This window comes from Klebsiella sp. BDA134-6, from assembly GCF_015601345.1.
GTDB lineage: Bacteria > Pseudomonadota > Gammaproteobacteria > Enterobacterales > Enterobacteriaceae > Klebsiella > Klebsiella grimontii.
In genome coordinates this window covers 5,611,824-5,625,848 of the sequence record NZ_CP064784.1, presented here as the reverse complement: position 1 = coordinate 5,625,848, position 14,025 = coordinate 5,611,824, and the positions used below count along the sequence as shown (strand labels likewise).

The 14,025-nt window shown below is 58.1% G+C and carries 9 protein-coding genes and 1 pseudogene; 8 read left to right on the top strand and 2 right to left on the bottom strand.

Annotation, left to right across the window (positions count from 1 at the left end):
- Nucleotides 1-15 precede the first annotated feature (15 nt).
- Nucleotides 16-678, bottom strand: a complete 663-nt coding sequence (locus tag IYV58_RS26105) for a cysteine hydrolase family protein (RefSeq protein WP_112165996.1) — start codon at nucleotides 676-678, stop codon at nucleotides 16-18.
- A 242-nt stretch (nucleotides 679-920) separates the two neighbouring features.
- On the opposite strand from IYV58_RS26105, the gene IYV58_RS28500 reads away from it, so the two are divergent.
- Together IYV58_RS28500 and IYV58_RS28635 are read left to right on the top strand one after the other, a co-directional pair.
- Nucleotides 921-1,550 (top strand): oxamate carbamoyltransferase subunit AllH family protein, encoded by a 630-nt coding sequence (locus IYV58_RS28500; protein WP_195729331.1) that lies wholly within the window; start codon nucleotides 921-923, stop codon nucleotides 1,548-1,550.
- Nucleotides 1,519-1,701: an oxamate carbamoyltransferase subunit AllH family protein gene (locus tag IYV58_RS28635; protein WP_195729330.1), complete on the top strand. Its 183-nt coding sequence runs from the start codon at nucleotides 1,519-1,521 to the stop codon at nucleotides 1,699-1,701. The genes IYV58_RS28500 and IYV58_RS28635 overlap by 32 nt, the downstream gene beginning before the upstream one ends.
- Before the next feature lie 157 nt (nucleotides 1,702-1,858).
- Here the strand turns inward: IYV58_RS28635 and IYV58_RS26090 are convergent, their stop codons facing one another.
- Entirely contained in the window at nucleotides 1,859-2,770 is a 912-nt protein-coding gene (locus IYV58_RS26090; RefSeq protein WP_004126358.1) for a LysR substrate-binding domain-containing protein, read from the bottom strand.
- 807 nt (nucleotides 2,771-3,577) lie between these two features.
- Between IYV58_RS26090 and IYV58_RS26085 the strand changes: the two genes are divergently transcribed.
- The 6 genes and pseudogenes from IYV58_RS26085 (at nucleotide 3,578) to bcsD (ending at nucleotide 14,015) form a co-directional block, all read left to right on the top strand.
- Nucleotides 3,578-4,165, top strand: coding sequence for a cellulose biosynthesis protein BcsO (locus tag IYV58_RS26085; protein WP_004126356.1), 588 nt, complete (start codon nucleotides 3,578-3,580; stop codon nucleotides 4,163-4,165).
- 1 nt (nucleotide 4,166) lies between these two features.
- A pseudogene (gene bcsQ / locus IYV58_RS26080) lies at nucleotides 4,167-4,959 on the top strand (cellulose biosynthesis protein BcsQ).
- 20 nt (nucleotides 4,960-4,979) lie between these two features.
- Nucleotides 4,980-7,091 carry a UDP-forming cellulose synthase catalytic subunit gene (gene bcsA / locus IYV58_RS26075; RefSeq protein WP_087828562.1) on the top strand — a complete coding sequence of 704 codons (2,112 nt, stop codon included), beginning with the start codon at nucleotides 4,980-4,982 and terminating at the stop codon, nucleotides 7,089-7,091.
- Nucleotides 7,088-9,490, top strand: a complete 2,403-nt coding sequence (gene bcsB, locus IYV58_RS26070) for a cellulose biosynthesis cyclic di-GMP-binding regulatory protein BcsB (RefSeq protein WP_049114976.1) — start codon at nucleotides 7,088-7,090, stop codon at nucleotides 9,488-9,490. The genes bcsA and bcsB overlap by 4 nt, the downstream gene beginning before the upstream one ends.
- On the top strand, nucleotides 9,487-13,539 hold the full coding sequence (locus IYV58_RS26065) for a cellulose biosynthesis protein BcsC (RefSeq protein ID WP_087828563.1): 4,053 nt from the start codon (nucleotides 9,487-9,489) through the stop codon (nucleotides 13,537-13,539). The genes bcsB and IYV58_RS26065 overlap by 4 nt, the downstream gene beginning before the upstream one ends.
- Nucleotides 13,539-14,015 carry a cellulose biosynthesis protein BcsD gene (gene bcsD, locus IYV58_RS26060; protein WP_162626056.1) on the top strand — a complete coding sequence of 159 codons (477 nt, stop codon included), beginning with the start codon at nucleotides 13,539-13,541 and terminating at the stop codon, nucleotides 14,013-14,015. The genes IYV58_RS26065 and bcsD overlap by 1 nt, the downstream gene beginning before the upstream one ends.
- Nucleotides 14,016-14,025: the final 10 nt, after the last annotated feature.

Here is a 14,025-nt window from a genome sequence, read left to right as displayed (position 1 = left end):
CCAGTTGTCGAAAAATTAGTTTTGCAGCGCGCCGATAATGCTGGCTGAATCGCTGACCCAGCCGACGATGGCGCCCTGGGCTTTCATCATGTCGAGCGCGGCGCGGTGGAATTCTGGAAAGTAGGAGGCGCAGCAGTCTTCCGGGATGACCAGCTCGTAGCCTCTGTCGTTGGCTTCTCTGGCCGTGGTTTGCACGCACACTTCCGTGGTCACGCCGCAGATAATCAGTGATTTAATGCCGCGAGTTTGCAGAATCAGCCCCAGGTCGGTGGCGTAAAATGCTCCCTTGCCGGGTTTATCGATAATCGGTTCACCGGGGAGTGGCGCGAGCTCCGGGATGATATCGTGCCCTTGTTCGCCGCGAATTAAAATACGCCCCATCGGGCCGGATTCGCCGATAAATGTTTTCCCGCCGCGTGTTTTTTTCGCTGGAGGACAGTCCGCCATATCCGCGCGATGGCCTTCGCGGGTGTGAATAATAAATAACCCTGAGGCTCGGGCTTGTTCCAGCAGTTGACGGCATGGCGCGATAGTCCGGCGCAGATGCGAGACGTCATTACCCAGCACCTCGCCAAAACCGGCGGGTTCGACAAAGTCGCGTTGCATATCGATGATGACCAGCGCAGTGCTGGCAGGATCAAACGTGAAATCAAAAGGTTGAGCTTGAATAGTACGCATAAACGATCCCTTGTTAGCTATGACTACACTAGCAGTGTATGGACAGAACGCGATGGCTGCGCAGAAAGGTTTTCTGCTTATCCCTCAAAAAATATGAGGGATAAATCCATATCGGCAAGGCAAAATGGCTGGGGTCCTGATGCCGTGGGGATTACGGCGAACAGGGGATATCAGCCGGTCGGTCAAGGGGGTGAAAATGGATGTGCAAAAGTGTGAACCCCCTCGGGAAATAAGGTTAACGTATGGCTTTGAATGCACTAAAACATTGCGCCAGGCTGACTTCTGGCCAAGCGGGGCGCGTGCACTCGGTCTTCACCCACGCCTGTAATCTGCTCATGCCGAATGGCGAACTCTGGGTTGTGCAAACCCGCGAAATGCCGCTGGCCCCCAACGGTATCATTGTCGACGTCGACGATTTGCGACTCCGTTTTATCGCCGGGACGAGCGTGGCCTGTTTGCCCCGCGGGGGCGATGTGTCGATGCTCGGTTCGACTCCTGTCTCCACGCAGCTTATTTCTGCCGGAAACGCCGCGAATTTACGGCGTTTCGCCAGCGCATTATCTGTTTTCCTCGCAGGGCAACCCTGCAATGGTATTCGGCTGGCCTTGCAGCAAGAGCCCGCGCTGGCTGATGTCTATCAACGCTTTACCCGCTGGCTGACGAATGGTGAAGGTGATGTCGTTCCCCTGCTGCGTTTTCTGATTGGGCGCGGGGAGGGGCTAACGCCCTCAGGCGATGATTTCCTGGTGGGCGTATTGCTGGTCATGGAGAACCCGGCTCTCCTTGCTGCGCCGGGCTATTCCCCCGCTGTTGTTAGCTACCACGGATATCAGTCGGGAAATGCTGGGACATGCGTGTCAGGGGCGCTATAGCCAGCATTTGTTAGCGCTGATGGCGACGCCTGCGGTTAATTTTCCTGCGGTTGCCGGGTATGGTCATACGTCTGGTCTGGATATGCTGGCCGGGATGGCGGCGGCGGTCAGCGTTTTATACCCGTCATACTTCAAGTTGCATGTGCGTTAGTTTTGTTACTCGGCTCATCCATGAGCCTCGCCCTGCAATCTGTTCCGGACAGATTTGTCGCTCACCCCTGTCACTTACGGAAGTCAAGCTCCAGGGGATTCCCTGCGTCACTGCCTTCCTGCAACTCGAATTATTTAGGGTATATCAGCAAACCCGGTCAACTGAGTTCGGTTAAAAACCCTTCGATGACATCCGCCCGCTGCAACTGCGTCAGCCACCAGTGGCAACAAGGGCGGGGAGGTTCGTTTTGCCAGGCCAGAAAAAGCGGCGTCGGCGGTTTACTGACGTCCACCGGCACGCTAACGAGTCTGCCGTCGTCAATGTAGCGCTGGCAAAAATGGCGGGGAAGAAAGCCAATGCCCAGACCGTGGAGATGCATCGTAATTTTGCTGTGGTAATCGGGAGCGAGCAGCGCTTTTTGGCCGCGCAGTTGCCAGGCAACCTGTGGCTCGAGCTGCACGGAAGTATCCTGGATACAGATTGCCGGGTAGCGGCGCAGATCTTCTGCCTGTAGCGGGCGGTGAACCGCCGCCAGCGGATGGTCGGGCGCAATGGCGAACAGCCACTCAACGGCGGGCATTTCTGCACAAAGGACTTCACCGTGGCGTACCACCTGGTTAGGCGCGCCGATAGCGATATCCGCACGCTTTTCCAGCAGCGCGTCCCAGACGCCATCATGCACATCAATACTCAACTGAATTTCCGTTTGCGGGAAGTGGTGTTCACTTTGTTTCAACAGCGCGTAAATAGGTTGCAGGCTGATAATGTTATTGAGCGAGAGGCTTAAGCTCGTCTCTGTACCGCTGGCAATGCGACGAGTGGTGTGCTGCAACTCTCCCAGTTCGCTCAGGATCAACTGCCCTTTTTTGATAAAATAACGGCCCGCTTCCGTCAGGATCAGCTGTTTGCCCTGGCGTTCAAACAGTTTGGCGCCCAGCTCGTTTTCCAGCTTATGTACCGTGTAGCTGAGAGCCGTGGGCACCTTGTGCAGCTCTTCGGCGGCAGCACTAAAGTTGCCACAGCGCGCGATGGTGACGATGACGTTCAATGCCTGGACGCTTATCAACATACCCTCTTCCTAGCGATATACCCGTCATCCTTCAAGCTGCCTCTTTGTTGGCTGCACTCAGAAACCCCAGTCACATAGTTATCTATGCTCCTGGGGATTTCTTCCCTTGCCGCCTCGGTGCATCTCGAATGATTTTGTGTATAGACTGAAAAACCCCTTCACAATCGGGAACATAAAACGAACATTTATCGAATATAGAGGATCTGAAATCACTATGTCTATCAACTAAGCTAACTCTCTGAATATATTTTATTTTACGCTATTCAAGCTTTCAGGTGGTCTAAAAGGGGGGCAGCAATGATTTCTGATGTTGTTCTTTGTTGTTCGCTCAACGCTTTATATTCCTGGTTTTTGGATAACATCCTGAGCTATTTATTTTGCGGCAGAACATTATTTATTATTTTAATTAAGCGCGGGAGGTGATTTCTAAACGCCTTAAAAAATATTAAAATGTATTCTCTTTAGCCGTCGGTTGGCGTGTATTACGCCGTTTTTTAAAATTAAGGCAGTATAAAAAACTACTCTCTGCGAATAGCCTGGCAGGCTGCGGGGGGAAAGACGGCGCCGCCGCCTAAAAAATGGGGCTATCATTTTGAAAAAGAGCTGTTAGTGTAGCCGCACTACCACTATGGTATTACACCAGCCTGACTTATTCATAATAATCAAATCGCGACTAAAGTTAGCATATTGTGACGGGCATGACGCCGGATAAATGCCCAAAAAACAACAAATTAAACTATGCTTTAGCGGCGTAGAATGACAATTAAAACAGATTAAATATGATGTATTTAAATCATGAGGTTATCTATGAACCATTATGATGATTTGCAGCGCTTCAAGGAAAAGACGCGGACACACAGTCTAAAATTCAAGGACCTCTCATCAGAAACCGGCGCCGGTGAAAAAGGCGATTGGGTTATTCTCAATCAGCTTATTCCCGCGGAGGAAGCATCCTCTTTGGCTATGGGCGGATCGGTATCTTTACCCGTGCCGCAGCTGGTACCTGCCAATATGTTTCATCAGGTGGAGCGGACAGCCGTTCAGACCGCGCCGGCGGCATCGTCGGTTGTGCCGTCGGTAATGATTCCAGACCCTGTCGCATCATCAGCGCCGCAGCCTGTTCCCGCGGTGAGTCCTGTTGCTCCGGTGGCCGTAGAACCGGTAGTGCAGGCAAGCGAGGCCGCGACCGGGCAAGCTCCCCGGGCAGCCGTGTCGCAACCTGCTGCACCGCTATCTGACCACGTGACAGCTCCGGCTGTCAGACATCGCCCGGCGATAGCGCCGACGGCGGAAGGGTTTGCCCATCTCTTTGCGACAAAAACCGCAGAGCCGGTAGCAAAAGATAAAGATCAGTCACTGAAATCACTCCTGGAGAGGATCGCGACATGCCGTTGATCTGCGTGTGTTCACCGAAAGGCGGCGTAGGAAAGACGACCCTGGCGGCAAATCTGGCCTGGGCGCTGGCCCGCGCAGGCAGCAAAGTTCTGGCCCTCGATTTTGATGTGCAGAACGCCCTGCGCCTGCATTTTGGCGTCCCGCTTAGCGATGAGCGCGGCTATGTCGCGAAAGCGCTGGAGCTCCATGACTGGAGCCAGTGCGTATTAAGCGCCGGCAGCAATATTTTCGTCTTGCCCTACGGCGACGTGAGTGAAGCCCAGCGACAGGCTTTTGATGAGCGTTTGACCCACGACGAGCATTTCCTGACCCGCGGCCTGGCGGCATTACTCAACTATCCGGGGCTGATTACCATCGCCGACCTGCCGCCGGGCCCGTCGCCCGCGCTGAAAGCGCTCACTTCGCTTGCCGACCTGCATCTGGTACCGCTGCTGGCGGATACCGCTTCAATGTCGGTGCTGTCGCACGTCGACAATCAGCGGCTGACCGGGGGCGAACTCAACCAGAAACACGGACACTATTTTGTGATTAACCAGAGCGATAGCCGTCGCCAGGTCAGTCGCGATGTCACGGCGTTGATGGAAGAAAAGCTGGGCGATCGTTTGCTGGGCATCATTCATCGTGATGAAAGCGTGGTGGAAGCGAATGCTTCCCAGAAGTCGATCCTTGACTTTAATTCATCCTCCGCAGCCGCCTTTGATATTGAAATTATTGCCAAAAAAATTTCTGCGCTGTTGGGTATCAATATTGGTGACGGCAAGGTGCATAGCCAGCCTCGCAGGTCAGGGCTTTAATTTAATTGCAGGGCTGCTGAATGAAAAAGACGCTTTTCTGGTTGCTGGTACTGGTGCTTTCGCCGATTGCCGTGCTGGTGGTGATCACGCCGATGGACAGCCAAAAGCAGTATATTTTTGGCCTGCTGAGCATCGGTATTCTTTTCCTGATGGGATTCAGTAAAAATCGCAGCGTTTCCGTCATCATGGTGGTGACATCGCTGCTGATGTCGACCCGTTATATGTATTTCCGTCTGACGCAGACCCTGCATTTTAACTCCACCATCGAAGCGATTCTGGGGATGGGGCTGTTTCTGGCGGAAGTCTATATCTGGGTGATGCTACTGCTTAACTACCTGCAAACGGTCTGGCCGCTAAAGCGTGAAATCGTCCCGCTGCCGGATGATATGAGCAAGTGGCCGACGGTCGATATCTATATTCCCAGCTATAACGAACCGCTTGAAGTGGTGCGTGATACCGTACTGGCCGCACAGTGTATTGATTATCCTAAAGATAAATTAAAAATCTATTTACTGGATGACGGGAAGCGCAATGAATTTGCGGTCTTCGCCGCCGACGTTGGGGTGGGGTATATCACCCGTAACGACAACAAACACGCCAAGGCGGGCAACCTCAACCACGCGATGACGCTGACCCACGGCGAGCTTATCTGCGTGTTTGACTGCGACCATGTGGCAACCCGCGTTTTCCTGCAGGCGACGGTAGGCGGATTCCTCAACGACCCGATGCTGGCGCTGGTACAGACGCCGCACTACTTCTACTCGCCGGATCCCTTTGAGCGCAACCTCTCCGTTGGCCGCAATATTCCTAACGAAGGGATGTTGTTTTATGGCCCGATTCAGCAGGGGAACGATAACTGGAACGCGACCTTTTTCTGCGGCTCCTGTGCCGTCATTCGCCGCGCCGCGCTGGAGCAGATCGGCGGCTTTGCGGTAGAGACCGTGACCGAAGATGCCCATACCGCGCTGAAGTTCCAGCGTCTGGGCTGGAAGTCGGCATTCCTCGATATCCCACTGGCGGCCGGCTTAGCCACCGAACGTCTGGTGGTGCACGTCATTCAGCGTACCCGCTGGGCGCGAGGGATGACGCAAATATTCCGTCTGGATAACCCGCTGCTGGGCCGCGGGCTGACCTTTCAGCAGCGCCTGTGCTACCTCAGCGCCATGCTCTATTATCAGTTCGCCCTGCCGCGCGTGGTCTTTGTCACTGCGCCGCTGGCCTACCTGCTGTTCAACCTGAATATCATCTACTCCTCGGCCAGCCTGATCGTCTCTTACGCGCTGCCGCATCTCTTCCTCGCGATCTACGTCGGTTCGCGCATGAACGGTCGCTATCGTTACAGCTTCTGGGGCGAAATCTACGATATCGTGCTGGCGTTCCACCTGGTGCTGCCGACGCTGGTGACCATGATTTTCCCCAAACGCGGGAAATTCAACGTGACCGATAAAGGCGGCCTGCTGGACGTAGGCTACTTCGACTTTACCGTCGTCAGACCGCACCTGGTCGTCGCCTGTCTGCTGGGCCTGGGCGTGGTGGTCGGTATCGTCCGCGCCATCGGTCACGACTACTTTGCCTCAGACCCGAACGTTATCGCGCTGAACGTCGGCTGGGGAATTTACAGCCTGATCTTCCTGCTGGCGGCCATCGCCGTGGCGCGCGAAACCCGCCAGGTGCGAAAAACGATTCGTATTGACGTCGATATCCCGGTGCTTATCCACTACGCCAGCGGCATTGTCTCCCGCAGCCACACCGCGGACCTGTCAATGGGCGGCTGTCGCGTTAGCGCGCCGGATAACCGTCACCTGCAGGATGAAATTGAAGAGATTGAGCTGATCCTCCAGTCCGGGGCGATCTCGATTCCGGTACGCCAGATCACCGCCGATGAGCGCTTTATCCGCCTGCAATTTGATGAAAATATTCAGCTTTCCCGCCGCCGCGAACTGGTGCGCGTGGTATTGGCCCGCGCCGATGCGTGGATTAACCCGCCGCGCCCGCAGGATAACCCGTTCCGCTCTTTTGCCACCATTTTGCGCTGCGTGTTTGAACTGTTCTGGCTAACGTGGAAAACGCGCCGCAGCCAGCGCCGCCAGCCGCCTGCGGCCAATCCGGCGCAGGAGGATGGTAGCTTATGAAACGCTTAACGACGCTTGCGCTGCTGGCCGGGATGCTCTCTGCGCCGACGCTGCATAGCGAGGAAACGCCCGCTGACGCATTGCCGCAGCTTAACTTTCCGCTATCCGGGACGGAAGCCAACGGCGCATCGGCGGCCGAGGCGAATTCGCCCGCCGCGACGGAGCCCGAGCCGGCAAACGCCGTTCAGCCGGCTTCGCTACCCGCGATGCCGCCGCCGATCGCCCCCGGCATTCCTGATACGGTACCACTAACGCCGATTGTCGGCGGTAACCTGAACCTGACGCAGATGGGTATGCCGGACGGCATCATCCTTAGCGGCGGGCAAAACCAGGGCGGCGCCAGCTTTACGTTGCCCTCCGATCAGGTGGTGACCCACGCTCAGCTGATGCTGGACGTTAAGGTCTCGCCGGAGATGGCGGCCCGCAACGCCACGCTGCAGTTAATGCTCAATGGCCAGCCCCTCGGCACCTTGCCGCTGGGCGCGGACGGCGAGGATATTTCGCACTATCAGCTGGATATCCCGGCGGCGCTGATGGTCTCCAGCAACAACCTGAGCTTTAAGATTAACGACGGCGACGCGATGCAGTGCCGGCTCGATATTCACGACACCTCGCGGGTGACCATTTTACCCGCCTCGCACTTTAGCTGGGAGAGCCAGCAGCTCAATATCAGCAACGATTTAAGCCACTTTCCGCGGCCGTTTTTCGACAGCATGCAGATGACGCCGGCGGATATCGCTATCGCTTATCCGGAGAAATCGACGGCGGATATCTTCAGCGCTGCGGCGCTGGTGTCGTCGTGGCTGGGTATTCAGGCCGACTATCGCGGTATCGCCTTTGACGCGCTGCGCGATCGCCTGCCTGAGAAGCACGGCATTATTATCGGCCACCCCGGCGATCGGGTGGGCGGCCTGACGCTACCGCAAACCGACAAGCCGCTGCTGCGGATCGTTGAGAATCCCGGCAACCCGGCCTATAAGCTGCTGCTGATTGTCGGGCAGAATGACGCCGCGCTGCGGATGGCCGCCTGGCGTCTGACCCGCGGCGATTTCGCCCTGCAGACGGCCAGTATGGAGGTTGATCCGCAGGCGATTCCCGTCGGCAAGCCGTATGACGCCCCGCGCTGGATCGCCACCGATCGGCCGGTAAAAATCAGCGAGCTGATCCGCCAGGATCAAAGTATGACCGTCAGCGGCGTGTGGCATGAACCGCTGCGCGTCGCCTTCCGCGCCGCGCCGGATCTCTACCTGTGGGATGGCGAAACCATTCCGTTGCAGATTGGCTACCGTTTCCCGTCGGAGAGCTGGATTAACGAGGACAAGTCGTTGTTGAGCGTGACGCTCAACAACACCTTTCTCAACAACCTGCCGATGAACAAACAGGGGCCGCTGGAGAAGCTCTGGCGTCACCTGGGCGGCGACGCGCGTCAGGAGCGTTTTACGATCCCGCTGGCGCCGTATCTGATTTACGGCGATAACCAGCTCTCGCTCTATTTTAATCTGGTGCCGAAGGATAGCGCTCCCTGTTCAGTGCTGCTGAACAGCACGATCAAGAGCCGCATTACCGACGACTCGTGGATCGATTTGAGCGGCACCCGGCACTTCTCGCTGTTGCCGAATCTCTCCTACTTTGTCGGCGCGTCGTTCCCATTCTCCCGGCTAGCGGATTACTCGCAAACCACGCTGCTGCTGCCGGAGCGACCTTCGGAAACCCAGGTCGCGATGATGCTGAATCTGGCCGCCCGCTCGGGGAACTCGACCGGCAAAGCGCTGGCCAATAACCGCGTGATGCTGGGCGTTCCTGACGACGTCGCCAATTCGCCTTTTCTACGCGATCGCGATGTGCTGGCGGTGAGCGCGCTTGACCAAAAAGCGTTCAACCAGCGCCTGTTGGCCGACTCTCCCTATAACCCAGTCGAAAACCTGCTGAGCGTGCGTGAACCGGCGCTATGGGCGAAAATTCAGCGCAGGCTGAGCGGCGACTGGGCCTCCGACGGCGTGGATGCCGATCGCTATTTCTCTTCCAGCAGCGCCTGGCGTGGGTTTATTAGCTATCGCTCGCCGTGGAACCCGCAGCGAGTAGTGGTGGTGGCGATGGCCAGCAGCGACGATCAGCTGGCGAAACTCGAAGACGACCTTAATTCACCGCGTATCAATGCCGGTATTCGCGGCGATACGGCGGTGATTACCAGCGATAACGGCGTGCGTAGCTTCCAGGTCAGTACGCCGTTCCCCAGCGGCCAGATGCCGTGGTACATGATGGCGGTGTGGTATGCCAACCAGCACTCCGGCCTGCTGGCTGTGCTGGGGTTAATCGCCACATCGATTCTGGGTCTGGCGCTGACCGCCATGTTTAAACGTCATGCTCGTAAGCGCCTGGAGTCGGGAGATAGCCAATGAAAAGAGTCAGCAGAATGAATAATAAGGCGGCCCGTCAATTTTCCACGCTGTGCCTGTCCGGCGCGCTGACGCTGGGCGCCTTTGGCGAGGCGCAGGCGGCGGGTAACGATGCGGCGCTACAGGCGCTGTTTGCGCAGGCCAACTACTGGCATGAAAAATCCCACGATGAGCTGGCGATGGAATCGCTGCAAAAAGTGTTGTCGGTGGATGCCAACAACGCTCAGGCGCTGTACCTGATGGCGCTGTGGGCGCAGCAGGGAGGCAACCTGCAGGCCGCGGCCCAGTGGCGGGCGCGACTGGAGAAAGCGGCGCCCAACAGTCCCGGCTTGCAGGATCTGGATAGCGCCAAAAAAATGGCCCAGGTCCCGCAGGGGCAGCTAAACCTGGCGAGACAGCAGGCGCGCAGCGGCAACGTGCCCGCCGCGCTGGCGACCTGGCGGAGTATGTTTAACGGCAACGTTCCGCCTTCCGGTCTGGCGGCGGAATACTACCTGACGATGGCCAGCGACAAGTCGCTCTATCCGCAGGCGGTGAGCGAACTGCGTCAATACGTCGCTCAGCATCCGCAAGAGAACGGGCCGCGCGTAGCCCTGGGTAAGGCGCTGACCTGGCGCGAAGAGACCCGGCGGGAAGGGATCGCTATGCTGGAGCCGATGGCCAGCGGCAGCAAAGAGGCCGATGCCGGACTGCGCCAGGCGCTGCTGTGGATGGGACCACAGCCGGGGGATGAACCGTTTTACGATACCTGGATGCAGCGCCACCCGCAGGATAGCGAAGTGCAAAACTACTTCCGTGAACGGCGTAGCGGCCAGGCGCGCGGTCAGGGCTACTCTGACCTGAACAGCGGCAATACCGCCGCGGCGAAGCAGCAGTTTGAACAGGTCCTGCAAACCAATCCGCAGGACGCTGACGCGCTTGCCGGGATGGGCTATATCGCCCAGCGCAGCGGCGATTTTCAGGCGGCTTCTCAATATTTGAGCCGGGCGGCGGATCTCGGCGGCGAGAGTTCTGAAACCCGGCGCCAGCAGGCGGCGGATGCGCTGTTTTACGGCCAGCTCGCGCAGGCGCAGCAGGCCTACAAGCAAGGCAACATTAGCCAGGCGCTGGCGCTCTCCGCGCCGCTGGCGCAGCAGAGCGGAGCCCAGGGCTCGGCGGCGAAGCTGTTCCGCGCCGACGTTCTGCGCCACAACAAAGATCTGCCTCAGGCCGAACAAACGCTGCGGGCGCTGCTCAACGACCAGCCGCAAAATGGCCCCGCCCGGGAGAATCTCTATTACGTCTTGCGTGAACAGAATAAAACTGCGGAAGCCCAGGCGATGCTGCGAACGCTGCCGGAAAGCCTGCAGCAAAAACTGCAGCCGCGCGTGGTCACCGGGACGCCGGGAGACTCCCTGCGTCGGCAGGCGCAGGAGCAGGCCAGCGGTGGTAACGTGACCGGGGCTATCGCCACGCTGCGCCAGGGCGTTTCTCGCTATCCGGACGATGCGTGGATGCGCCTCGATCTGGCCCGACTGCTGCAAAAGTCCGGTAACGACGGCGAGGCGAACGCGATCATGGGCGCCGCGTATCGTCCCGGCGCCAGCAGCAGCTCGCTGTACGCCGCGGCCCTTTTCGCCAGCGAGAACGGCGGCTGGCAGCAGGCGCAAACCCTGCTGGCGAGAATTCCTCCCGCCAGCCAGACCAGCCAGATGCGCGATTTACACCAGCGGGTGAACTACAACCTGCAGTTGGCGACGGCGCAGGGCTATCTGGCGCAGGGGAATACCGTCGCGGCTTCCAATACGCTAAGGGCGATGGCCGCGACGCCGCCAAAAGCCCCGGCTGATGTCGGTAAACTGGCGCGTCTGCTGGCCCAGAGCGGCGATGTGACCACCGCGGTATCGCTGGTACGCAACAATATTAACGGCGGTATCTCGGGTAATGCCGGGGATTACGCAGACCAGGTGACGGTACTTAACCAGGCAGGCCTGACGAACGAAGCGCAGAGGCTGCTCACCAACCCGCAGCTGCAGGCGAGCAGTACGCCGACGCAGCTAGCCAGTATCCGCAACGGCTATGTGATTAACGAAGCGGACCATCTGCGCGAGCAGGGCAACTACGCGGCGGCGTATGACAAGCTGATGGGCGCGATGCAAAGCGACCCGCAAAATACCGACCTGATGTTCGCCATGGCGCGTCTCTATCAGAGCGGCAAAATGAATAAAGAGGCCGGGGTCGTCTATGACTACCTGATGACCCGCGATACGCCGACCCAGGACGCGCGCAGCGGGGCTATTGATGTCGCGTTGTCGGCAGGCGATAACGACCGGGCGGCGCAGCTGGCAGGCGGGCTGCGCCCGGATAATTCGCCGGACCGTTTGCTGCTGCTGGCGCGCGTTGCCGAATCGCAGGGGCATCATCAGCAGGCGATGACCTATCTGCGCAGCGCTCGCGGAAGGCTGCTGGGGTTACAGAGCAGCAACGGTACGCAAACGCCGACCGTGGGCGGCGTGCTGGCGGCGGATAATCCGTTTGTCGGCGTCTCGCGTACGCCGGCGGCGACGCGTACTGCCTCCACCTACGGGCAATATATGCCGTGGCAGGTTTCTCAGGTATCGACGGGCGATGGCAGCACGCTGCCGGGGATCCAGCGCACCGATCTGCCGGTCGAAACCGCGCAGACCCGAATGCTGCGCCAGGTGGACACCATGATGGAGACGTTGCAGGAAAAAACCGGCACCTGGCTGCAGGGGGGCATGGAGGTTCGCGGTCGTGATGGTGAATCCGGCACCAGCAAGCTGACCGAAATAAAAACCCCCCTGACCTGGTCCTCCTCGCCGTTCGGTGATTCGCGTTTCGACTTTACCGTGACGCCAATTACGTTGAACGCAGGGACGGCAACCGGCGACGCCTGGCGGCGCTATGGCGCGAATCCGCTATCAAACGCGGTCTCCAATATGATCTCCACGGCCACCAGCGAGCAGGCGGCGATTGCGGCGATGACCGCTACCGAGCGCACGACGTACTTTGCCAACAATCCGGGGGCGGAGACATTGAGCGGCCTCGGCACGCTGAATGCTTCAGATTTTAATGCCACCACCAGCAGCGGCATGGAGAATCTGGCAAAGCTCGGCACCTATGACTCCGGGCAAGTTGCCAGCTATCTGGCTTCTTCAAATCTGAAACCTAACGTTGATCAGGCCAGCGGTTCGACGGATTCACAGAAGGCGAACGGCGTGGAGCTGGCGCTGGCGCTGAGCGGCGACGAATATCGCGTCGATATCGGCAGCACGCCGCTGGGTCAGGATCTGAATACCGTGGTGGGCGGTGTGAAGTGGTCGCCAAAGCTGACCAACTACCTGTCGCTGATTTTTACCGGCGAGCGTCGTTCGCTGACCGACAGCCTGCTCTCCTGGGTGGGGCTGAAGGATTCCTACTCCGGCAAGACCTGGGGTCAGGTGACCAAAAATGGCGGCACCCTGCAGCTAAGCTATGACGATGGCGATGCTGGTTTTTACGTCGGCGGCGGGGGCTATAGCTACCTTGGTCAAAACGTCGCCAGCAACACCAGCATTAACGCCAACGCTGGGGTTTACCTGCGGCCTTATCACGATGAATATCGTCAGTTACAAACCGGGTTGAGTATGAGCTACATGGATTACTCGAAAAACCTCAGCTACTTCACCTACGGGCAAGGGGGCTACTTCAGCCCGCAGAACTACGTCAGCGTGTCGCTGCCGGTCAGCCTGACGGAGAAATATGATAACTGGACGATGAAGCTTGGCGGTTCGGTGGGGTATCAATCGTACAGCCAGGATAAGAGCGCCTATTTCCCGACCAACGCCGAGTGGCAGCAGACGCTCGAGACCGCTGTGAGCAACGGTTTTGCCAAAGAGGCGTACTATTCAGCCACGTCGAAGAGCGGCATCGGCTATACGCTGCGCGCCGGCGCGGATTACAAAGTGAATAAACAGATGACGCTCGGCGGCCAGGTGGGCTATGACACTTTCGGCGATTATAACGAGAGCACCGCCGGCCTCTATATCCGCTACATGCTGGGAGATCGCTGATCATGACGGACAATAATAATGCGCTGGTGACGACCTGGTTTCAGCAGCAGCAAACGCCTGCCGGGTGGTTCGATCTGCTGCTGATTATGGTTGATGGCATGGTCAACAACGCGGGTGAACTGGAGAGTCAGCCCTTTCTGCGACAAATGGGCGAGGCGTTGGCCGATGAGCATCCGCTGCCGGAGTCGGAGACGATCGGTGAGCTGGAAGCCCATATCAATGCGCAGCTCAGCCGCTTTCAGTGGGGGCTGGTGAGCGTTGAGGTGAGCGATGATGGCCTGCGGTTACGCCATCAGGCGCTGCCGGTGAGCCGCGATGAAGCGCGCCGCGTACGCTGGTGTAATGCGTTTTGTGCCATACTCGAGGGGCTTTATTCCCGCTGGCTACAGGGACAGGGCGGCGCGGCGCATGTGGTTTTACAGCGCGAGCGGCTGTTTTCGGTCTCTGACGTTCAGTTTCTTTACTTCCATCCCTGAAGGGTGAATT

Bases quoted from the DNA above. Each gene is read 5' to 3' on its own strand.
- IYV58_RS26105 (WP_112165996.1), bottom strand. From the start codon at position 678: ATGCGTACTATTCAAGCTCAACCTTTTGATTTCACGTTTGATCCTGCC.
- IYV58_RS28635 (WP_195729330.1), top strand. From the start codon at position 1,519: ATGCTGGGACATGCGTGTCAGGGGCGCTATAGCCAGCATTTGTTAGCG.
- IYV58_RS26065 (WP_087828563.1), top strand. From the start codon at position 9,487: ATGAAAAGAGTCAGCAGAATGAATAATAAGGCGGCCCGTCAATTTTCC.
- IYV58_RS28500 (WP_195729331.1), top strand. From the start codon at position 921: ATGGCTTTGAATGCACTAAAACATTGCGCCAGGCTGACTTCTGGCCAA.
- bcsA (WP_087828562.1), top strand. From the start codon at position 4,980: ATGAAAAAGACGCTTTTCTGGTTGCTGGTACTGGTGCTTTCGCCGATT.
- IYV58_RS26085 (WP_004126356.1), top strand. From the start codon at position 3,578: ATGAACCATTATGATGATTTGCAGCGCTTCAAGGAAAAGACGCGGACA.
- bcsB (WP_049114976.1), top strand. From the start codon at position 7,088: ATGAAACGCTTAACGACGCTTGCGCTGCTGGCCGGGATGCTCTCTGCG.
- IYV58_RS26090 (WP_004126358.1), bottom strand. From the start codon at position 2,770: ATGTTGATAAGCGTCCAGGCATTGAACGTCATCGTCACCATCGCGCGC.